Annotated in this window: 18 protein-coding genes; 9 read left to right on the top strand and 9 right to left on the bottom strand. The window is 57.3% G+C overall.

What is annotated here, in order from left to right:
• Window positions 1-142: 142 nt before the first annotated feature.
• Window positions 143-2,320, top strand: a complete 2,178-nt coding sequence (locus ACP7E4_RS13230) for a malate synthase G (protein ID WP_426114256.1) — start codon at window positions 143-145, stop codon at window positions 2,318-2,320.
• 192 nt (window positions 2,321-2,512) lie between these two features.
• Here the strand turns inward: ACP7E4_RS13230 and ACP7E4_RS13225 are convergent, their stop codons facing one another.
• Entirely contained in the window at window positions 2,513-3,529 is a 1,017-nt protein-coding gene (locus tag ACP7E4_RS13225; protein WP_426114254.1) for a LacI family DNA-binding transcriptional regulator, read from the bottom strand.
• A gap of 274 nt (window positions 3,530-3,803) precedes the next feature.
• On the opposite strand from ACP7E4_RS13225, the gene ACP7E4_RS13220 reads away from it, so the two are divergent.
• On the top strand, window positions 3,804-4,295 hold the full coding sequence (locus ACP7E4_RS13220; RefSeq protein ID WP_331150086.1) for a gluconokinase: 492 nt from the start codon (window positions 3,804-3,806) through the stop codon (window positions 4,293-4,295).
• Window positions 4,296-4,399: 104 nt separating this feature from the next.
• A complete protein-coding gene (locus tag ACP7E4_RS13215; protein ID WP_065831955.1) occupies window positions 4,400-5,752 on the top strand; it encodes a GntP family permease in 1,353 nt (450 codons plus the stop codon).
• Window positions 5,753-5,966: 214 nt separating this feature from the next.
• Here ACP7E4_RS13215 and ligD read toward each other — a convergent pair whose 3' ends face one another.
• Window positions 5,967-8,591 (bottom strand): DNA ligase D, encoded by a 2,625-nt coding sequence (ligD, locus tag ACP7E4_RS13210; protein WP_426114252.1) that lies wholly within the window; start codon window positions 8,589-8,591, stop codon window positions 5,967-5,969.
• Window positions 8,592-8,896: 305 nt separating this feature from the next.
• Between ligD and csrA the strand changes: the two genes are divergently transcribed.
• From csrA to ACP7E4_RS13190, 4 genes are all read left to right on the top strand, one after another.
• Window positions 8,897-9,085, top strand: a complete 189-nt coding sequence (gene csrA, locus ACP7E4_RS13205) for a carbon storage regulator CsrA (protein ID WP_002554157.1) — start codon at window positions 8,897-8,899, stop codon at window positions 9,083-9,085.
• A 313-nt stretch (window positions 9,086-9,398) separates the two neighbouring features.
• On the top strand, window positions 9,399-10,103 hold the full coding sequence (locus tag ACP7E4_RS13200; protein ID WP_426114250.1) for a hypothetical protein: 705 nt from the start codon (window positions 9,399-9,401) through the stop codon (window positions 10,101-10,103).
• On the top strand, window positions 10,103-10,519 hold the full coding sequence (locus ACP7E4_RS13195) for a phage holin family protein (protein WP_426114248.1): 417 nt from the start codon (window positions 10,103-10,105) through the stop codon (window positions 10,517-10,519). The genes ACP7E4_RS13200 and ACP7E4_RS13195 overlap by 1 nt, the downstream gene beginning before the upstream one ends.
• On the top strand, window positions 10,516-11,427 hold the full coding sequence (locus tag ACP7E4_RS13190) for a DUF3618 domain-containing protein (protein WP_426114246.1): 912 nt from the start codon (window positions 10,516-10,518) through the stop codon (window positions 11,425-11,427). Before ACP7E4_RS13195 ends, ACP7E4_RS13190 begins: the two co-directional genes overlap by 4 nt.
• A 73-nt stretch (window positions 11,428-11,500) precedes the next feature.
• On the opposite strand, the gene ACP7E4_RS13185 is transcribed toward ACP7E4_RS13190, so the two are convergent.
• The 3 genes from ACP7E4_RS13185 to ACP7E4_RS13175 form a co-directional block, all read right to left on the bottom strand.
• Complete coding sequence (locus tag ACP7E4_RS13185; protein WP_426114244.1) at window positions 11,501-11,743, bottom strand: DUF465 domain-containing protein; 243 nt, start codon at window positions 11,741-11,743, stop codon at window positions 11,501-11,503.
• Window positions 11,744-11,817: 74 nt separating this feature from the next.
• Window positions 11,818-12,753: a ketopantoate reductase family protein gene (locus tag ACP7E4_RS13180; protein WP_426114242.1), complete on the bottom strand. Its 936-nt coding sequence runs from the start codon at window positions 12,751-12,753 to the stop codon at window positions 11,818-11,820.
• 169 nt (window positions 12,754-12,922) lie between these two features.
• Window positions 12,923-14,350, bottom strand: coding sequence for a pyridine nucleotide-disulfide oxidoreductase (locus ACP7E4_RS13175; RefSeq protein WP_426114240.1), 1,428 nt, complete (start codon window positions 14,348-14,350; stop codon window positions 12,923-12,925).
• Window positions 14,351-15,270: 920 nt separating this feature from the next.
• Here ACP7E4_RS13175 and ACP7E4_RS13170 point away from each other — a divergent pair.
• Window positions 15,271-15,585, top strand: coding sequence for a hypothetical protein (locus ACP7E4_RS13170; RefSeq protein ID WP_426114238.1), 315 nt, complete (start codon window positions 15,271-15,273; stop codon window positions 15,583-15,585).
• Window positions 15,586-15,918: 333 nt separating this feature from the next.
• Here the strand turns inward: ACP7E4_RS13170 and ACP7E4_RS13165 are convergent, their stop codons facing one another.
• The gene (locus ACP7E4_RS13165; RefSeq protein ID WP_426114236.1) at window positions 15,919-16,188 is read right to left on the bottom strand and encodes a DUF1652 domain-containing protein; all 270 of its coding nucleotides are present in this window, start codon (window positions 16,186-16,188) and stop codon (window positions 15,919-15,921) included.
• 329 nt (window positions 16,189-16,517) lie between these two features.
• On the bottom strand, window positions 16,518-17,000 hold the full coding sequence (locus ACP7E4_RS13160) for a GNAT family N-acetyltransferase (RefSeq protein WP_426114234.1): 483 nt from the start codon (window positions 16,998-17,000) through the stop codon (window positions 16,518-16,520).
• 416 nt (window positions 17,001-17,416) lie between these two features.
• Between ACP7E4_RS13160 and ACP7E4_RS13155 the strand changes: the two genes are divergently transcribed.
• A complete protein-coding gene (locus ACP7E4_RS13155) occupies window positions 17,417-18,349 on the top strand; it encodes a hypothetical protein (RefSeq protein WP_426114232.1) in 933 nt (310 codons plus the stop codon).
• A gap of 171 nt (window positions 18,350-18,520) precedes the next feature.
• Here the strand turns inward: ACP7E4_RS13155 and dctM are convergent, their stop codons facing one another.
• Window positions 18,521-19,804, bottom strand: a complete 1,284-nt coding sequence (gene dctM, locus ACP7E4_RS13150) for a C4-dicarboxylate TRAP transporter large permease protein DctM (RefSeq protein ID WP_426114230.1) — start codon at window positions 19,802-19,804, stop codon at window positions 18,521-18,523.
• Entirely contained in the window at window positions 19,804-20,436 is a 633-nt protein-coding gene (locus ACP7E4_RS13145) for a TRAP transporter small permease (RefSeq protein WP_426114228.1), read from the bottom strand. The genes dctM and ACP7E4_RS13145 overlap by 1 nt, the downstream gene beginning before the upstream one ends.
• Between the last annotated feature and the right edge of the window lie 51 nt (window positions 20,437-20,487).

The following is a 20,487-nucleotide window of genomic DNA, read 5'->3' as shown; positions in this document are numbered from 1 at the left end:
CTTTGGTGGGAGGGAATTTATTCCCGAAGAGGTCAGTGCAGACGCTGAAGCCCCAAGTGCGTTCACGACCGCTTTCCCGGATAAATCCGGTCCCACATGACCGCGCCCTGAGATAAAAAATCCATTCAACCGGAGAACCCAGATGACCGATTTCGTCCAATGCCAACGCCTGAAGGTGGCAGTCAATCTGCAACGCTTCGTCAACGACGATGTACTGCCCGGCACGGGCCTAGATCAGGAGGCTTTCTGGGCCGGATTCGATGCGCTGGTTCACGAACTGGCGCCGATCAACCGCAAGCTGTTGGCCGAACGCGACCGCCTGCAAATCGAACTCGACACGTGGCACAAGGCTAATCCCGGACCCATCACGGACATGCCGGCCTACCGCACCTTTCTCGAATCCATTGGCTATCTGCTGCCGGTTCCGCAGCAGGTCGCGGCTACCACCGCCAACGTCGACATCGAAATCAGCGAACAGGCCGGCCCGCAATTGGTGGTGCCGGCAGTCAATGCCCGTTATGCCCTGAACGCCGCCAATGCGCGCTGGGGTTCGCTGTATGACGCGCTGTATGGCACCGATGCAATTTCCAGCGCCAACGGCGCCGACATCAGCGCCGGTTACAACCCTTTACGCGGTGCGAAAGTCATCGCCGCCGCCCGCGCCTTGCTCGACGAAGCGGCGCCGCTGCTCAAGGGTTCCCACGTCGACGCGACCGGCTACAGCGTCGCAACCGGCCAGCTCAGCGTAACTCTGGCCGATGGCAGCCAGACATCTCTGCAACAGCCAGAAAAATACCTCGGTTATCAAGGTGAACTGAACCAGCCCAAGGCGATTCTGCTGAAGAATCATGGCCTGCACATCGAGATCCAGATCGACCCGCAAAGCCCGATCGGCAGCAGCGATCCGGCGGGCGTGAAAGATCTGCTCCTGGAAGCGGCCGTCTCGACCATCATCGATTGCGAAGACTCCGTGGCTGCCGTGGATGCCGACGACAAAGTGTCGGTCTATCGCAACTGGCTGGGCCTGATGAAAGGCGATCTGACCGAAGATCTGGTCAAGGGTGGCAAGACCATCACCCGTCGTCTCAACGCTGACCGCCAATACACTCGCGCCAGCGGCGGTGAAATAACCCTGCACGGCCGTTCCTTGCTATTCATTCGCAACGTCGGGCACTTGATGACCAATCCGGCGATTGTCGACGGCGAAGGCCACGAGATCCCCGAAGGCATTCTCGACGGTGTGATCACCAGCCTTATAGCCCTGCACGACCTGCAACGACGCGGCAATTCGCGCACCGGCAGCGTCTACATCGTCAAGCCGAAGATGCACGGCCCGTTGGAAGTAGCATTCGCCGAGCAACTGTTCAGCGGCATTGAAGACATCCTCAAGCTGCCGCGCAACACCCTGAAAATGGGGATCATGGACGAAGAGCGACGCACCAGCGTCAACCTCAAGGCGTGCATCAATGCGGCTTCGGCGCGGGTAGCGTTCATCAATACCGGTTTCCTGGATCGCACCGGCGACGAGATTCACAGCGCCATGCAGGCAGGTCCGATGCTGCGCAAAGGCGACATGAAAAACACGCCGTGGATCAAGGCTTACGAACGCAGCAACGTGCTGGTCGGCGTGGCGTGCGGCCTGCGCGGCCGGGCACAGATCGGCAAAGGGATGTGGGCCATGCCCGATCGCATGGCGGACATGCTCGAACAGAAAATCGCCCACCCGAAATCAGGCGCAACCACTGCCTGGGTGCCCTCACCTACCGCCGCAACCTTGCATGCACTGCATTATCACAAGGTCGATGTCCGGGCGATTCAGGAAGACCTCGAACAGGTCAGCCTGACCAGCGTCAGCGAAGAAATCCTCAACGATCTGCTGACCATTCCGGTGGCGGCAGAAGCCAAGTGGACCACCGAACAGATTCGCGAAGAAGTGGAAAACAACGCGCAGGGTTTGCTGGGTTATGTGGTGCGCTGGGTCGAGCAAGGCGTCGGCTGCTCCAAGGTGCCGGACATCCACAACGTCGGCCTCATGGAAGACCGCGCGACATTGCGAATTTCCAGCCAGCACCTGGCCAACTGGCTGCATCACAAAGTCATCGATGATAGCTTCACGCGCGGCATTCTGGAACAGATGGCCAAAGTGGTGGACAAGCAAAACGCCGGCGACGCGCAGTACACGCCGATGGCCGCTGATTTCAAGAAGTCGGTAGCCTTCCAGGCGGCTTGTGCGCTGGTGTTCAAGGGTCTGGAACAGCCGAGCGGCTATACCGAACCGTTGCTGCATGAGTTCCGGTTGGAGTTCAAGAAGGCGCAGTGATCGCAGCCCTGTTGGAGCGAAGCTTGCCCGCGAATCGGAATTTCAATCGACATATTCATCGGCTGAAATAAAGCCTTCGCGAGCAAGCTGGCTCCCACAGAGTTCGCGTTTTCACACAGCCTGTGTGGGTGAAATGCGGTCATCTCGTGGGACCGGATTTATCCGGGAAGGCGTCCCACAGGTTGTACGCCTTCAGGAGCTCTCCCGCACCACCAACTCAAATCCCAGGTCCACCTGGGGTTGTTGTGCAATGCCATCGATCAAACCCAATAGCAACTGCGCGGCGCGCTGGCCGACTTCCTCGCGAGGGGTGCGGATCGACGTAAGGCGCGGGACCATATGCGCCGATCCCGGCAAATCGTTGAAACCGATCAGCGACACCTGTTGTGGAATCGCAATGCCATGGCGCAATGCTTCCAGCGCCGCGCCCTGGGCCAGGTCATCGTTACAGAAAAACACCCCGTCCACGTCCGGATGCTCAGTCATCAACTTCATGAACAACTCGCCACCCAGGCCGATCGACGAAGGCAGTGGCGTGGAGACCTGCAGTTCAGGGTCATAGATGCCCTCTTCCTCCAGCGCCTGCCGAAATCCCTTACCCCGAAGCAGCACACGTGGATCAAGCTGCGCGGCGATATAAGCCAGACGCTTGCGCCCGCGCCCCACCAGATGTCGCGCGGCCTCGGCCCCGGCCTGTTCCTGGGAAAACCCGACGCAGTACGCGCCGCTGACGGTATCCAGTTCCATCATGTGCACGCAGGGCACCCCGCTGGCGGCGAGCAACTGACGCAACGCAGGCGTGTGGTCGAATCCGGTCAGCAACATACCGCGCGGCCGATTCGCCAGATAATTGCGCAGCAGGTTTTCCTCTTCCACCGGCGAGTAGTGATAGTTGCCGATCACCACTTCGAGGCCGCGAGTGCGCAGCACGTTTTGAATGGCTTCCAGGGTTTCGATGAACAACTGGTTGGACAGCGATGGCACCAGCACCACCACCGTCTGGCTTTGAGAAGAGGCCAACGCACGCGCCGCCGGGTTGGCGACATAGCCGAGGCTCTGCGCGGCGGCGCGAACTTTCTCTACCAGTTCGGGCGCAACCGTCGTAACGCCGCGCAAAGCACGGGAGGCAGTGATGGGGGAAACAGCCGCCAGACGTGCGACTTCATTGAGGGTCGGACGACCGGTGGAACGGGAACCAATGCGTGTCATGCGTTGCCAACTAACATAGGAATGAGCAAGGGGGTTGCCAAAAGTGGCGAATGGGCTCTAAGGTAGCGCTGTCTCACGGCCCCTACAATGCTTATTCGCGGTTCATGTAACTGACGCGAGTAGCTCCGATGACGACCGATGCAACTAAAACAATGACAAGAACTGGAAGCAGAACTGACTGTATTTTCGTCCACGACGACAAAGACAGCGCTGTCTCCGGAAGAGGTGGAAAATTGTGACAACTGCGAATTCTGCAATTACCGCCCTCGTGGTGATGGGTGTTTCCGGCTGCGGCAAAAGTGTCGTCGGCGATGATATAGCCAAGAAAAGTCAGGGCGTTCTGATTGAAGGCGATTCTTTCCACCCGCAGGCCAACATCGACAAGATGAGCCACGGGCACCCTCTTGATGATCAGGACCGCGAAGGTTGGCTGAACCGCCTTGGCGAGGAAATGGCCACTGCCCTGCGCAATGGTCAGCATCCGGTGCTGACCTGCTCTGCACTCAAGCTTATTTATCGTGAACGCCTGCGTAAGGCCGTGCCGGGCCTGGGCTTTGTGTTTCTGGAGCTGACCAAGGAAGTCGCTACTGATCGCTGCTCGCATCGTCCCGGTCACTTCATGCCTGCCAGCCTGGTCGATAGCCAGTTCGCAACGCTCGAACCGCCTTATGGCGAAGATCGCACCTTGGTAGTCGATGCCACACAATCGATCAGCTCGATCGGCACGCAAGCCGCCGACTGGTGGAAAGCGTCTAAAGCCGATTAAAGGCGTGAGCGCGAAAGACAGCGCTGTCTCATCGCCGAAACAGGTCGATGTGGCAGCGCCAACAGTAGCTCCATAAAAAACAATGACAACCGGAGAGACATCCAATGTTCGGCATGAGCCATGACACGTACCTGTTGGTCGATGCGGTGGTAACCATCATCGGCCTGATTTTGTTGATCACCAAATTCAAGGTCCACCCCTTCATCGCGCTGACGATTGCCGCAGGCTTTCTCGGCCTGACTTCCGGCATGCCGGTGGACAAGGTGATGAAAGCCTTCCAGGACGGCTTTGGTGGCGTACTGGGCTTCGTTGGTATCATCCTCGGCCTGGGCACCATGCTCGGCAAGCTGATGGCCGACTCCGGTGGTGCAGACCAGATTGCCCAGACCCTGATTCGGGTATTCGGCAAACAGCGCGTGCACTGGGCGATGATGTTCGCCGCGTTCCTGGTGGGCATCCCGCTGTTCTTCGAAATCGGCTTCGTCCTGCTGATCCCGCTGGTCTACATCGTCGCGCGTCGTACCGGCGTGTCCATCGTCAAGATCGGTATCCCGTTGCTGGCTGGCCTGTCGGCCGTACACGGTCTGGTTCCGCCGCATCCGGGTCCGCTGCTGGCCATCGGGATCTTCGGTGCTGACATCGGCAAGACCATTTTCTACGGCCTGCTGGTTGCCCTGCCGACCGCGATCATCGCCGGTCCGATCTACGGCAAGTGGATTTCCAAATATGTACCCGGCACGCCATCACCTGAACTGATGGAACAGATTGGCAAGGAATCCAGCAGCGACAACCTGCCGGGCTTCGGTATCACTCTGGTGACGATCCTGCTGCCAGTGTTCCTGATGCTGCTCAAGACGTTCGCCGATATCGTGTTCCCGGACGGCAATACCTTCCGCATCTGGATGGACTTCATCGGTCACCCGATCACCGCCCTGCTCGCGGCCCTGCTGCTGGCGTTCTACACCTTTGGCGCGGCCCGTGGCTTTGATCGCACCAAGATCATGAAACTGCTCGACCAGAGCCTGACGCCGGTTGCGGCCATCGTGCTGATCGTCGGTGCTGGCGGTGGCTTCAAGCAGATGCTGGTAGCCAGCGGCGTGGGCGATCTGATCGGCCACATGGCGGTGCAGGCGCAGATCAATCCGATCATGCTGGCCTGGCTGGTGGCAGCGGTGATTCGCATCGCGACCGGTTCGGCAACCGTGGCGACCATTACCGGTGCGGGCATCGTCGCTCCGGTGGTCGGCCTGATTCCAGGCGTGAACCGCGAACTGCTGGTGTTGGCGACGGGTGCAGGTTCGTTGATTCTGTCTCACGTCAACGACGCTGGTTTCTGGCTGGTGAAACAGTACTTCAACATGACCGTGACCGAGACGTTCAAGACCTGGACTGTCATGGAAACCATCCTGTCGGTGGTGGGCATCATCTTTATCATGTTGTTGTCGATGCTGGTCTGAGTTGAGTGATGTATGACGACGCCTTGAACCGAGTGGCCCCAACAGCATTCGCATTGTGGCTTATTGAGGTTTCGCCCTGACGGTCGACCCCCTTTGTTTCGGCAAAGGGGGGAAACCATTCTGCGCTGACGTCCGGCCCCTGCTTCGCAGGGGTTCCTTCGCTCCGGTGGCGTGGTGTGGTGTCTGCCAGATCGCGGTACGGAAAGCTAAAATCTCAGCGCTTCATCCCGATCCGCTTGCGCATATCCGCCGTAATCGTCTGTTTCACCTTTGCATATCCCGCCCACGGATCGTCCTGATCCGCCAGCCGCTCCATGAAATTATGAATATTCCAGCTATTGGCGCCTTTAAGCTGGGCGACTTCTTCGCGCAAAACCGGTACTGAAATCGGCAATCCATCCCGCGTACGCGCCGAGAAGGCACAAATCGTCGTCGCGCCCTGACTGTTGCGCAGGTAATCGATGAAGATCTTGCCCACCCGATTCTTCGGTCCGGACACTGCGGAAAAGCGCTCCGGCAATAATTTAGCCATGTGGGTGACGATGGCCTGGCTGAACGCCTTGACGTCGTCCCAGCCAGCCTTGGGTTTGAGCGGCACGACAATGTGAATGCCTTTGCCGCCACTGGTTTTCAGGAATGACTGGAGGCCCAGCTCATCCAGGATGGTCAGGGTCAGTTGCGTCGCCTCGACCATATGCTTCCAGGGCAAGGCCGGATCGGGGTCGAGGTCCAGAATGAAGCGGTCAGGATGTTCCAGATCAGCCGAAGTGGCGTTCCAGGTGTGCAGCTCGATGGTGCTCATCTGCACCGCACCAATCAGCGCTTCGGGGTTATCGATGATCATGATGGGCTGGCCGGCGTGCTCCTTGCCGAGGCTGATCAGACCTGGAATCGCCAGCTTGTCGGCGTTCTTCTGGAAGAACAGCTCTCCGGCGATACCTTCCGGCGCCCGGACCAGCGCAACCGGCCGGTCCTGCAAATGTGGCGCGATCCATGGGAAAACCTGCGCGTAATACTGCGCGAGCTGCATTTTTGTCGCGCCGCTGCTGGCATCAATGACGCGCTCGGGATGGGTGATGCGGATCTTGCCGTCGCCGGATGCCTTTTCGGCAACTTTGGTTTTAGCGGGAGCCGTTTTCCCGGATTTGGGCGAATCTTTTTTCGCGTTATGGGGTTTCGGCTTCTCGACCTCGGCGGCGGGCCTGGCCTGTTCCTCACTGATCTGGGTGGCGGCTTTGTCATCGCGCAAACCCTGGAATACCGAATGGCGCACCGAACCTTCCCGAGTGATTTCCGCAAAGGCTACTTCGGCCAACAATTGAGGCTTGAGCCAATGCACGCCTTTGGCTTCAAAGCCGGTGGGCGGATTGACGACGGGAATGGTTTTGGTTTCCAGAGGCTTGAGGCGTGCATGAATGCTGCGCAGCGTGGCCTCGTTGAAGCCGGTACCTACTTTGCCCGCGTAACGCAATTCCCCGCTGTCAGCATCATGCAGCCCCAGCAGCAAAGCACCGAAAGCGCTGCGACTACCCTTGGGTTCACTGAAGCCGACCACCACGAATTCCTGACGATGCTTGCACTTGAGCTTGATCCAGTCCGTGCTGCGTCGGGACTGATAAAGGCTGCCGACGCGCTTGCCGATCAAACCTTCCATCTTCATCTGGCAGACACTGTTGAGCATGTTGTCCGCCGATTCGCTGAAGTCCTCGGAGAAACGCAGCGCCTCCTCGGTAACCGGTTGCAGAACCGCCGCCAGTGCGGCGCGGCGTTGTTCGAGCACCACCTCGCGCAAATCCATGCCATTGAGATACGGCATGTCGAACAGGTAAAACACGATGTTGTCGTGACGCCCGCTTTCAAATGCATTTTGCAGCGCCTGAAAATCCGGCAACCCCTCTTCGTCCGCCACGACCACTTCGCCATCCAGCCAGGCAGACTCCAGGCCGAGGTTTTTCAAGGCCTTGGTCTGGCGCGGCATTTTTGCGCTCCAGTCATGGCCGTTGCGGGTAAACAGCTGAACCTTGCCATTATCGATGCGGGCCATGATGCGGTAGCCATCGAACTTGAGCTCATAGCGCCAGTCACCGTCAGGCGCACTTTCCACCAGGGTCGCCAGTTGCGGCTTGATGGATTCCGGTAATTGGGCGACCTGAGCGCCGGTCAGGGCGATGACCGGCTGGGCGGTGGTTTTGGAGTTCTTCTTTGCAATTTGTTTCTTGGGTTTTGCCGGGGCTTTTTCGGTGGCGCGCTGCTTTGCGATCAGGGTGCGCTCGCTCAGGACGCTATCAGGCTGGTCCTCGACAATGTCGTATTCGGCTTTGGCGCGAGCGAAGGAATCCTTGGATTTGATCAGAAACCACTGTTCCTGCTTACCCTCCAAATGAGTGCGAACCAGGTTCCACAGGCCGCCGAGCTTCTCCCCTTCGAGCTGGAACTTGAGCCGGCCTTTTTCATACGCCGCCTGCGGATCACCTTGGGGAATCCAGACTCCGCGATCCCAGACAATCACATCGCCCGCGCCGTAATGACCTTCCGGAATATGGCCCTCGAATGCGGCGTAATCCAGCGGGTGATCCTCCACATGTACGGCCAGGCGCCGCACTGTCGGGTCCAGGCTAGGGCCTTTGGGCACGGCCCAGCTCTTGAGTGTTCCGTTTATTTCCAGGCGAAAGTCATAATGCAGGCGAGTAGCGTCGTGCTTCTGGATACAGAATTGGAGGGCGTGCTCGGGAACCTGTTTCCTACGCGACCTGACGCCTTTTTCTATTTTATTGCCGGAAGGCTCCGGCGTAGCTTCAAAGTCACGCCTACGCTGATACTCGTCCAGGGATCTGTTCATGGTTCACCTCTGCGCATTGCAATAAAGAGCAAAGCGGTCGGTGATAGTTCAGCGCCAGGGAATGAAAGCTTTTTTAGACCCCCAGTAAACTCGGGCATTTGCAAGCAAAAACAGGCAGAATTGGCGTACTCACCACGTCAGTGATTCAAATACCCGTGACAGAAGAACGAGCCAAGGGAATTAAATTCACCCCGGCACCGTCATACTGATGGACGCATTTGGATGTACTCGGCAATATTCACCACGCAAAGGCAAACGCCAGCTTCTTGGTAGAGGCGTTTCAAGAGGCCATCAAGGAAAAGATTATGTTGATACTCACCCGCAAAGTAGGCGAAAGCATAAACATTGGTGACGAGATCACCGTCACGATTCTTGGCGTTCAGGGTCTTCAGGTCCGGCTAGGCATCAACGCACCAAAAAATGTTTCTGTGCATCGTGAAGAAATCTACAAACGCATTCAGGCGGAGCTTGCGCCCAACCAAGACCCACAATGAATTCGTAGCGTCACCCAAATTCAAGCCGACCTGCCTCTTCGTAGCAGGCAGATCGGCCGCACGGCGTCCACTATGACGCCGTTTTTTATGCGTGGGATTCAGTCGAATGTACTGGCCTCTTCGCGGGCAAGCCTCGCTCCAACAGATCCCGCAAGGCATCTCCTACCATTTGTCTGACTTTCAGAACTCTGCGAAAAAATCACCCCTCCATCTCAAGTAAGCATTGAGACCGACGCTGAGCCCGTTGTCCCCGCTGTCGTTGTGAGCTGAGCACGTCTTCTTTTGGTGAAACAGAATGGACGGTGAATAAGAGATGAACACAACTTCTGAGAACTCGACTGGCAACACCCAACATACAAGTGCGCCGCCCGAAGAACATCTGCAGCACCTGCAGGATGATGCCAAGGCTGCTCTGGAAAGTGCCAAGGAGCATGGAACGGCACAATTCGAGCAGTATCGGGACACCGCTGCCGAACAGCTCAATGCACTGGCGCAAGGAGCGCAGTCCGCTGCGCAACAAATGGAGGGCAGCGATACCCTCGGCCTCTCGCACTACGTCACTGACATTGCGCAGAACATGACCACTCTGGCCGACAACCTGCGTGGTAAAAGCGCTGACGAACTGTTGCAGCAGGCGGGCAAGCTTGCGCGGGACAATCCGGCGCTGTTTCTGACCGGCAGTGTTGCGCTGGGCTTTGGCTTGTCACGCTTCCTGCGCGCATCGAGCCCTTCGACAACGTCTACGCCTTCGTTTTCCTCGGCGACGTCCTCCGAACCAAGTAATTCATCGGATGATCGTGACCAGACTGAAATCAACCCGGCCATCGCCGCTGACGAAGAATTGCCTGTAACGCCAGCGCATACCGATGACGTTTATCACAGCGCCAGGCCTGGCATTCCCGACCGCGCGGCGTCGCCCGACCCGTTGGGCAGCTCTGCCACCTATCCGGATACCCATGGCTCGGACACCGGTCCAGACAAGTTGCCTAAAAGCGGCTCTTCCAGAGGAGACCTGTAATGGCCACCACACCCAATATTCCACCAACCGGCCCTGAGAACGAGACGTCGGTGCTCGGCCTGATCCGCCAGCTGGCCCATGAAGTGCCAGCGCTGGTCACCAAGGAACTGGCCCTGGCCAAAGCCGAACTGAGGGAAACCGTCGAGACCACCAAGGCTGGCGTGGCTGCAGTCAGCGGCGGCGCCGTGGTGATGCTCGCGGGCCTGATCATCGTTTTGCTGGCGGCGGTGTACGCGCTGGCGATGATCATGCAGCCCTGGCTCGCTGCGCTGATCGTCGGCGTGGTGGCCATGGTCATAGGTTTCATCATGATTCAGTCAGGTAAAAAACAGTTCGAAGCCTCGAACCTCACGCCTGAGCGCACGGTTAACTCATTGCAAAAAGACAAGGAAGCCATCCAGAGGAAAGTCTCATGAGCATTGATAGCAGCTTTGAAAGCAGCCTTGAAAAGAAGGAATCCTTTGCCGTGGAATCCGAAAAAAGTCCGGAAACCCTGGAGCGCGAAATCGACGCCCAGCGTTCAAGCATCGGCAACATCGTCGACGCCCTGGAAAGTAAATTCTCCCCCGGCCAACTGGTCGACCAGGCTTTGGCGTATGCCAAAGGCAATGGCGGGGAGTTTTTCGGCAATCTGGGCAATACGATCAAGGCCAATCCGGTGCCGACCGTCCTGACCTCGGTAGGCCTGTTGTGGCTGATGCTGGGCCAGAATCGCAGTCCTGCGCCCTCTTCCGCCGCTACGGGTTCCGGGGCTTCCAGCCTTGGTCATCTTGGCGAACGCCTCAGTGACATGGCCCACAATGTGACTGACTCACTGGGTAACGCGCGCAGCCGCATTGAAGAAACCGCCCATCGCATGCACGACAAGACCAGCGATGTGACCGACAAGGCCGCTCACCTGACCGGCAGCGTCAGCGTCAGCGACACGCTCTCATCCGCCGGAGAACGGCTGAACAGGAGCAGTCACGACGCCAGCGACGCTTTGCTGGAGCAAGCCCGCAAGGCGCAGTCGAGCTTCAACTACCTGTTGCGCGAACAACCATTGGCCCTGGCGGCCATCGGTATCGCGCTGGGCGCAGCGATAGGCGCGGCGTTGCCTTCGACCCAGCGGGAAGATCAGCTGATGGGTCAGGCCAGCGATCAACTGACTGACAAGGCCAAACAGGTCGCGACCGAGGGTTACGACAAGGTCAAGGAAATGGGCGCTGATCTGGCGGGCGAAGCCAAATCGGTTGCGTCGTCAGCAAGCTCACCCAACACCGGCAATATGGAGTTCAGCAGCCCGAGTAACACCGCACCCAATGCAGGTACCGGCCTGGGCTAGGCAGCCATCTGTCGGCAATAACGCATGAAAACAAGAATCGGGCCGTAATGGCCCGATTTTTTTACTGCTCCCGTCACTCGGGACTGGTGAGTCGCTGGACGATCTTGTCCTTGATCAGCAGGCGTTTTTCCTTGAGCTTCTTCAACTCGTCATCGCTGATATTACCCGCCGAACCGGATTCGGCATCGAGCACGCCAGTGTCTATCTGGCCGTAGTCACTGAGCAGCTGGTGGAGTCTCTTGTCTTTTTTCGTGTGCTCGGCAACCTGCTCTTTGGTAAGCCCCAAATCCTTGTACAAATCGTGTTTGACCGGCATAGCGACACCTCTCTTCTGACTGCGATGATCTTAAGGTTATGAGGCTGGGCGCTGTCTTAGGTTCGATGCAATCGTCATTGCTCGCGTAGCCGCCGCGCTTCATAGGCCTTCAAATGAGTGTAGGCAAACTCAAGTACTGACAGCTCGCCCGATGCTACGCCCTGTGCATCGCGCCGGGCCAGCAGGTCACCGAGGACGTGCCCGGCTTCCGTGGGCGCCCCGCGCTCGATGTCACGCAGCATCGACGCCATCATTTTCGAGCCCGGTGCAGTCAGCATCTTCAACAATCGCTGACGAACCGGTTCACGCAGTGGAAAACCGCACGCCGCCGCGACACTGGCACATTCTGCGAACAACCTGACGATCAGCGGTTTGCCGTCGGCGACCAATATATCGCCGAGACTGGCACGCATGGCACAGGTGATACCGGCACCGGTGGCGATGAAGCACCATTTTTCCCACATCTCCTGCACGATGAACTGGCTGAGATTGGCCTCGAAGCCAGCGTCGGCCAGGGCTTCCGCGACGCGCAGGATGCGCGTGGTCAGGGCGCCGCTCAACTCACCAAACGACAGCTGGTTGGTGTCATTCAGATGCAGGATCGCGCCCGTGGCGTCCCGGTCCAGGGAAATCAGGCACTGGCCGCCCAGCACGTTGGCGCCGTCGAAACGCGCGCAAAGCCGGTCCAGATGAGCCATGCCGTTCAGCAACGGCAGGATTACCGTGTCGGGACCGACTGCAGCAGCGAACGAGTCCATGGCGGCATCAAGATCGTAAGCCTTGCAGCTGAGAATGATCAGTTCATACGGATCGCTGAGCATCTGCGTCAGTACGTGGGGCGGCGATGGGTACTGGATGTTGCCCAGCGGGCTGCGCACGACCAGACCATCGCGGTTCAGCTCTTCGGCGCGGCCGGGACGCACCAGAAAGGTCACATCGCGTCCGGCCTCAAGCAACCTGCCGCCAAAATAACCGCCTATCGCTCCCGCCCCAACGATCAGAATCCGCATGATGTCGTTCTCCTGTCAGTCTGCTCGCGCCCACCCAAGTATCGAGAGTAGTGGATGTGCAACGGGTGCTCAACGAATGATCAATAATGCGGAGGGTGCGCAGGACAAAAAAATCCCGAGCCGCCCTGGAGCGACTCGGGATTTCTTGTGCCTGCGACTGTCCGGCGTGTCAGCTATTGGCGCTGCTCAGGCTCGGAAACAGAAACGGCAACCCTTCCTCCAGACGCTCTGCCAGGCTGCGGCTCGGTACCGCAAGCTCCGGCGTAGTCTGTTGCAGCCTGGCAACCACCGATTCGATGACCGCCCGGCTCGCATCGTTGTGGAACTGCCACACGCCATAGATGCGCCCATCAAAGGATGGCTCACTGCCCAATCGAGGATCAATGCCCAACCCTGATCCAAGCCCGAACAGATGCAAACCGTGAAGGCGCAGACCTGTGGTGTCCATGGGACAGCCCGCAGAGTCCGAATCCACACCACCTTTGACTTCGCGCAGCGTGATAGGCGTGCCGTCCGCATAGCTCATAGTCGGCAGATTCGGCTGATAACCCGTGCATTGCACCACGGTATGCGACTCAAGCAACGCCAGGGCAGCGGCCTCGTAATCTCCCGGTGCGCCGCCTTCGGTCTGGAACGCCTGGACGCGCACGCCGGTCTTGCCAACCCGCGCCTGCTCGATAACGGCGCGCCCCACATCCAGAGCGCGGTAACGCAGGCCGCCGGAACGATTGACCCTGCCGGAGACCGGACAGATATCCTGGACGGGATCGAATGTATAACCGGCAGCCGCCGCCAGTTCGGCACTTTCGTAGAACAGTCGGATCGCCGAGCGATGGATCAGGGTAATCTCCTGCAAACCGGCAAATTCAAGGGCATCAGCCAGATTCTCAAGCATGGAAAAGGCACTGTGCGAACCGCCAACCACAGTGATCCGCCCGGAACAGGCGAGCGCTGGCGCAAAGGTTTCGCGCAATTTGACGGCATTCATGCGCAGCAGTTCATCAGCGCTCTTGATCATGGCAGAGGGTGCTACCCGTAAACCTTGCTGCGCGAGCCCCTTCACCAGATGCTGCGGATCCTGCCGCCCGCCGAGGTTGAGCACCAGCGTACGGCAACGAATACGCCGCGTACGCCCCTGAGCCTGGACCCAGACAAAGAATTCGTCGTTATCGCGCACCACTTCGGTGATGGTCGTGTTGCGCCAGAGCCTCGCTCCGTAATGCTGGACTATAAAGTCCAGCACCAGCCGCGAGGCCTCGGCCAGCAACTCGCCGATGTCCGACAGCTGAGGCGCATGTTGGGCTTGACGCCGGATGCGCCAATACGCGGGCGATTGCTCAAGCGGGGCAAAAACATCCCTCAAGGCAGGATCGCGCAGACATTCGAGGATCACGTCGCCGACCGAGTTGGCCGTAATGCGGTACTCGCCGAGGCGGCCGGTTCCCGGATCGGCGCTGGCATCGACAATGATCAGCCCGTCTCTGGCCAGCTCGGGCAAGGTTCCGCTTTTCAAGGCATTGAACAGCATGCCCATACCCGCTGGCCCGGCGCCGCCAACCACACAACCGCAAGAAGTTTCCAGATAATCTCCAAACATAGCGCTGCTCCATAGTTTGATCGACGAGTTAATACAATCCAACAGTTCCTGAGCAGTCCGTTGTTACGAGGGCTACTGCACTTTCCCGGGCCGAGCAACAGCCTGCCGCTTAGCGGGCATACAAGAAAGCGTGTCGCATCGATCTAGCATCGGCGGGCCGACTTTTAATACATACGCAAGGGATGCGGCAATTGTTAAAGCACCGGTTACTGCTCTGTTTAGCGTGCAGACAAAGCTACCGCCTGGTGCAATTCTGGAGGCTGTTTGGAGTATGGAAGTAAGTACACACAAGAAAGGTATGACGGCTGGACTCGCCGCTCGCATTTTATTGCCAACCGTCCCGCCTAGAAACCGCGGCGACGTTAACATCTGGCAAAGACAGCCAGAAATCAACACCTTAGGCAAACCGCTTACTACCAAGGCCCGACAAATGATGTACGGGATGGCAAGATAATTCCAAAGATCACTGCAAGTGTCAACTTTTCGTTAAATGTACAGAACCGGACACAGCTCATGTTAACCCATTGATAATATTCATGTTTATTTTTTGACGGTTGTTTAGCAGCCTAAAAACCCGGAAAAGAGCACTGTCGCGCATCATTATATTTTTAGTTAGCCGGAATTTAATTAACCAAACGCCAGCGCCGGTAAGTTGACGATTTGCAATTCAACTTTTTAGCCTGAGTGCACCCAGAGGCTTGATAAGCTTTTCCCTTCACAAATTTTGACGCGCAATAAGAAATACGTGCAACACCCGTTACTTTCGGTGTATGGGCATGGCATCTAAGGTGCTTACAGTTCTGCAGAGACTAAGGGCGGTCGATCAACGGCGCTGCCTCTCAGTACTGAAAGCAGAACTATTCAGATTCACAGGTATCAATGCATTAACGACGGAGAACTGATGTATAGGAGCAATCGCCATGAGCACTGACCAAGACGACCGAACAAGCATCGCCGAAATCGACTACTCACGCGATACCCTGTTTGGGCCGATTCCGATGCAAGCCACCTGCCGGGTCCGCTTGACAACCGTGGAGCATGGCGGACACCACTTGCGCGAGTTGACCATCCTGGGGGATGTGCCCGATTACCTGTCCAAATCGACAGTAATCCGGGTTGCATTGAACGGCCGTATCGAGGCAGGACCGATTCGCGACCAGTTTTCAATTCCCGCCGCCGATGAAGCCCAGTTCAAATTGCTGTTTGAGAATGAACACCAGCCTGCGACGCCCTGACAGGCAAGGCCCAGCTTGCAAGCTGTCCCTGGGCTCTGGAACTGGCATGGAGATATGCAGCCCCCAGCGCTAACGGCGAAATTCGCCTGCTGGGTAATACCTGTTGTTCGCGGATGTCAGATGTCAGACATGTGTCTCGCGCCTGTAACGGCGCGTGTTTAGATGATTAAACCCTTATTGAACTTGATTCTAATACAACATATCGTACAACTAAAAATCCCAGCAACGCGGCTGACTGCGAGATTTACTTTCCGCCAGGCAAAAAAAAGCCGCTAGTTTCAGCAAGCTGCTCATAAACATCGCGGCGTTTACAACCTGTCAGATACCTTCTATCTAACCGACGGAACGTACTGGCATTTGCATGTGTCTCGCATTGTCCAGATCGTAGCGCAGCTCAGCGACAAGCTCCGCAATCTCCCGACTGGTGTTAAGTCGATCCAGTGATATACCGGTAACGAAAAGTTCTACGCGACCGGTGGTGGGGTCTACGATTTGCACCGTCATCGAAGAGCGCGGCGCTACGCTGCAAATGCAGCGTAAAGGCAGGAAAGCCCCCTCGATGATGCTCCGTAATTCGAGGGTGGAAAGTCGGCAAGCAAACATGTGCATATCTCCTTATCGCTGCTGAACGCGACCAAGTCGCAGACGACAGCATTTTTGTTGATCCAGAGGGTTGAATATCCTTGGCCTGACAAGTAAATGTCGCCATTTATTTGAGGGCATAATTCTTTATACGCTGCACGTCCTCGCTTTCGCAACTTTGTTTTTTGATGTAACAACTTGTTAACTTATTGAACTTTCAGAGAATCCAATAGCAGAAACGATTCACTCAACGCAGTTATTTGTTATTCACCTGACTTGGATCAAGCCAGGTGAATCTTCATTTTTTCAAAAAGCCCGCCGATTGGGTAGGACGTCGACTCGACTGACCGTTAATCGGGACTGCGCGGCAGACGGAAATGAATCAGAGCGACTCGACCCCCATGCTTGTCCCGACGCTCATCCACGGCGTACGGCCGAAACCCCAGCTTCGGGTAGAACAGCAGACCCGGTACGTTATGGTTATAGCAGGAGGCCGTCATCTCCGTGGCCTCGTGCTTATCGAAGGCCAGATCTTTCATGCAGCCGATCAGATAACGGCCTACCCCACGCGACCTGGCCTTCGGTGCAATGATCACGTTGCCCAGCGAGCAGCGCCCGCGAAAATCGCTGCGCGAAAAATTGGCGTAGCCGACGACTTCGCCGTCCATCTCGATGACCGTCGAGTCTGAATGATTGTCCAGAGCATCCACGAGCTGAGGGGGCGTCAGCGGATAAATGGCCCGGGGGAACATATAGAACAATTCATCGACACTCTGTGGCAGCTCACACACGACGGCTATGTCTTTTTCTTCCAGGGGACGATGTAGGAACATTTAGAAGTAACCTCTTGAAGAATCAGGGTAAGGCACCTAGACACTATATGCGATATGGCGTGTTGCGCACCCGTGGGATGCGAATCCAGCAACACTCAGCGCGCCTGCCCGCCATACGTCTGTGGGTAAGACGGAACACGGCGGATCAAGTTCAGGCGATCCACCCCGATTGCGCATGGATTCACCGGACAAGGCCGTTCAGCTTCGTTACGTAACCCCTTGAAGCCCCTGTCATTACAGCTCATGCATTACGCCTGCTGAAAACCTCGCGACCTTGCAAAATGCATGAAGCCGATTGCAAGTTTCATTTTCAAGCCATTGAATTCTTTGAGTTTTTGTTTTTTTAGAATTGGCATAGACGCTGCAATACTCCCATTGGAAAGATGTAACAACATTATTCATGGAGTAGAACAACAATGATTTCATCCCCCGATACTTACGTAACTGCCCCGCAGGATTCGCAAAATCACTCAGGTGTATCCTGGGGTGCGATCTTTGCCGGTGCCGCTGGCGCCGCTGCGTTGTCCCTCATCCTCGTCCTGTTGGGCTTCGGCCTGGGCTTCTCTGCTGTTTCGCCATGGGCTGACAGCGGTATAAGCGCAAAAGGACTGGGCATTTCCACGATTATCTGGCTGGCGCTGACGCAGATCATTGCATCGGGCCTGGGCGGCTACATTGCCGGCCGACTGCGTGTTCGCTGGGCAAATCTGCATGGTGACGAGGTCTACTTCCGTGACACGGCACATGGCTTCCTGTCATGGGCTGTGGCAACGCTGGTTGCCGCGACACTGATTGTCGGCTCGATCGGCAGCATCGTCAGCGGTGGCGTTCAGGCTGGCGCGAGCATGGCCTCCGGCGCAGCTGGCGCGGTGACTCAGGTTGCCGGCAGCGCTGCCAGCAACACCAGCAGTCAAGACTACGGCTACTTCATCGACAGCCTGTTCCGGGACGATCGTCCGGCTGCCGTCAGCGATGACGCTGCCCATGGCGTGGTGTTCCGCATCTTCGCCAAGACCCTGAACAACGGTGGTGACATGGCTGCTGAAGACCGTACGTATCTGGCGCAGATGGTTGCCCAACGTACCAACCTCAGCCAGGCCGACGCAGAACGTCGTGTGGATCAGGTCTATGGCCAGGCTCGCAAGGCTGTTGAAGACGCCAAGCTGGCGGCCAAAAACGCTGCTGACACCGCTGCAAAAGTGGCTGCCTGGACTGCGCTGTGGATGTTTATCTCGCTGCTGTGCGGTGCGTTCTTTGCCAGCTACGCAGCTATCTTCGGTGGTCGTCGTCGCGATGCAGTGACTTACACCGAAGCCCGCGCCTACACCACTACAACAACGGCTCGATAAGCCAGGAGAAAGACAATGCGCTCATTACTACTGCTGTTCCTCGGCGTGCCGATCCCGATCATCATCCTGATCGCGCTGTTCATGCACTGATGTGCTGACCGGCTAAATAAAGAAGCCGTCTTCTCTCGCGAGAAGACGGCTTTTTTGTTGCGGCTGTAAATGAGATTTTACTTACGGCATGCCCAGCCAGTCAGGCAGTGCCAGCGAGATAAACGGTACGTAGGTCACCAGAATCAGGAACGCCAGCAGGATCGTCAGCCAAGGCATCGCTGCACGAATGGTCTGACCCAGCGTGAGCCCGGTTACCGCCGACGTCACGAACAGGTTCAGCCCGACTGGCGGATGCACCAGTCCGATCTCCATGTTCACCACCATGATGATGCCCAGGTGAATCGGATCAATACCCAGCTTCATGGCAATCGGGAAGAAGATCGGCGCCAGGATCAGGATGATCGCCGAAGGCTCCATGAAGCTACCCGCCACCAACAGCACGATGTTGACCATGATCAGGAAGCCGATAGGCGTCAGCCCTTCGGAAAGCACCCAGCTGGTGATCTGTTGCGGGATTTGTTCAGTGGTCAGTACATGCGCGAACAACATTGCGTTGGCAATGATGAACATCAGCATGATGGTCAGTCGACCCGACTCCAGCAGCACCTTCGGGCAGTCGCTGAATTTCATGTCCTTATAGATGAACAAGGCAACGAAGGCTGAATAGACCGCTGCAACTGCCGCCGCCTCGGTTGGCGTAAACATGCCGCTGTAAATCCCGCCAAGAATGATCACCAGCAGTAACAGGCCCCAGAACGCCCGTTGTGCGGTGTGCAGCCATTGGCGAAAGGTCACCCGTGGCTGGGCAGGTAATTTCTTGACCCGGGCGACGATGTAGATCACGACCATCAGGATCACGCCGAGGAGAATCCCCGGAATCACGCCGGCAATGAACAACTTGCCTACCGAAGTTTCAGTGGCAGCGGCATATACCACCATCACGATGGACGGCGGAATCAGAATGCCCAGTGTGCCGGCATTACAGATAATCCCTGCGCCGAACTCCTTCGGATAGCCGGAGCGCACCATGCCCGCGATGGCAATGGAGCCCACTGCTGCGACGGTTGCGGGCGAGGACCCTGACAAGGCGGCGAACAGCATGCACGCCAGCACGGCGGCGATAGCCAGTCCGCCCCGGATATGCCCTACGCACGCGTTGGCGAAATCGATCAGGCGTTGCGCCACGCCGCCGGTGGTCATGAACGCACCGGACAACAGGAAGAATGGGATGGCCAGGAACGTGTAGCTGTCAGACGTTTCGAATAACTTGATCGCCAATGAACTCAGAGAGTCCTGGCTGAACATCAGAATCGACACCGCGCCCGACAAACCCAGGGATATCGCGATGGGCACCCCAAGGAACATGAACACGAACAGCAGCAGAAACAGACATATGACTGTCATCAGTGTTGCTCCTCGTTAGACTGCGCCAGTTTGCTGGCTTCGGCAGCTTCATCAGCCAGCCCGAGTCCGGTTTGACGATGGGTATAGATGCGCCAGAGGATTTCCAGATAACGCACCAGCACCAGGGTGAAGCCGATTGGCACGATGATCGCGATGTGTGAAACCTGGATGCCAAAACGGTCAAGATCCTCGGCACCGATGTGCGCCGTGAAGAGCGCAGACACCCACTTGTAACTGGCAACCACGAACAGCCCTGCGTAGACCAGGCAGCACACACAGGCAAGCATGGCCAACAGACGCTGGACCGGTTTACTGGTGAGCTTGACCAGCGCGTCGACGCCCAGGTGGCCGGCAGTGCGCACGCCATAAGAGATACCAAAGAAGATCAACCAGCCGAACAGCGCCTTGGTCAGGGCCACACTCCAGGTCATGCCTTGGGCATAACCCATCATGTGGTCACCGATGTAGCCGAAGAAGCCGCTTGTTACCGCCCATTGATCGCTCAGGGTATAAAACAGCGTGTAAATGTTGTTGAGCGCCACATAGACGAATGTCACCAGCGTCATTGCGGCCAGCAGGAAGGCAATCATGCCCTCCTCAAAATGCTCCCAGAGTCGCGTCAGCGAATGCATAGGAATTCTCCGTATATAGAGAGAGAGTGGCCATTCAGAACGAATGGCCAG

Origin of the sequence: Pseudomonas sp. DSP3-2-3 (assembly GCF_049898225.1) — a bacterium.
Lineage (GTDB): Bacteria > Pseudomonadota > Gammaproteobacteria > Pseudomonadales > Pseudomonadaceae > Aquipseudomonas.
The sequence above is the reverse complement of the archived record's forward strand: the minus strand, read 5'-3'. Positions and strand labels throughout refer to the sequence as shown.

Coding starts and splice junctions, on each gene's coding strand:
- ACP7E4_RS13225 (WP_426114254.1), bottom strand. CDS start 3,529: ATGACACGCATTGGTTCCCGTTCCACCGGTCGTCCGACCCTCAATGAA.
- dctM (WP_426114230.1), bottom strand. CDS start 19,804: ATGACAGTCATATGTCTGTTTCTGCTGCTGTTCGTGTTCATGTTCCTT.
- ACP7E4_RS13160 (WP_426114234.1), bottom strand. CDS start 17,000: ATGTTCCTACATCGTCCCCTGGAAGAAAAAGACATAGCCGTCGTGTGT.
- ACP7E4_RS13185 (WP_426114244.1), bottom strand. CDS start 11,743: ATGCCGGTCAAACACGATTTGTACAAGGATTTGGGGCTTACCAAAGAG.
- ACP7E4_RS13195 (WP_426114248.1), top strand. CDS start 10,103: ATGGCCACCACACCCAATATTCCACCAACCGGCCCTGAGAACGAGACG.
- ACP7E4_RS13230 (WP_426114256.1), top strand. CDS start 143: ATGACCGATTTCGTCCAATGCCAACGCCTGAAGGTGGCAGTCAATCTG.
- ACP7E4_RS13165 (WP_426114236.1), bottom strand. CDS start 16,188: ATGTTTGCTTGCCGACTTTCCACCCTCGAATTACGGAGCATCATCGAG.
- ACP7E4_RS13155 (WP_426114232.1), top strand. CDS start 17,417: ATGATTTCATCCCCCGATACTTACGTAACTGCCCCGCAGGATTCGCAA.
- ACP7E4_RS13145 (WP_426114228.1), bottom strand. CDS start 20,436: ATGCATTCGCTGACGCGACTCTGGGAGCATTTTGAGGAGGGCATGATT.
- ACP7E4_RS13190 (WP_426114246.1), top strand. CDS start 10,516: ATGAGCATTGATAGCAGCTTTGAAAGCAGCCTTGAAAAGAAGGAATCC.
- ligD (WP_426114252.1), bottom strand. CDS start 8,591: ATGAACAGATCCCTGGACGAGTATCAGCGTAGGCGTGACTTTGAAGCT.
- ACP7E4_RS13175 (WP_426114240.1), bottom strand. CDS start 14,350: ATGTTTGGAGATTATCTGGAAACTTCTTGCGGTTGTGTGGTTGGCGGC.
- ACP7E4_RS13200 (WP_426114250.1), top strand. CDS start 9,399: ATGAACACAACTTCTGAGAACTCGACTGGCAACACCCAACATACAAGT.
- ACP7E4_RS13170 (WP_426114238.1), top strand. CDS start 15,271: ATGAGCACTGACCAAGACGACCGAACAAGCATCGCCGAAATCGACTAC.
- ACP7E4_RS13180 (WP_426114242.1), bottom strand. CDS start 12,753: ATGCGGATTCTGATCGTTGGGGCGGGAGCGATAGGCGGTTATTTTGGC.
- csrA (WP_002554157.1), top strand. CDS start 8,897: ATGTTGATACTCACCCGCAAAGTAGGCGAAAGCATAAACATTGGTGAC.
- ACP7E4_RS13215 (WP_065831955.1), top strand. CDS start 4,400: ATGTTCGGCATGAGCCATGACACGTACCTGTTGGTCGATGCGGTGGTA.
- ACP7E4_RS13220 (WP_331150086.1), top strand. CDS start 3,804: ATGGGTGTTTCCGGCTGCGGCAAAAGTGTCGTCGGCGATGATATAGCC.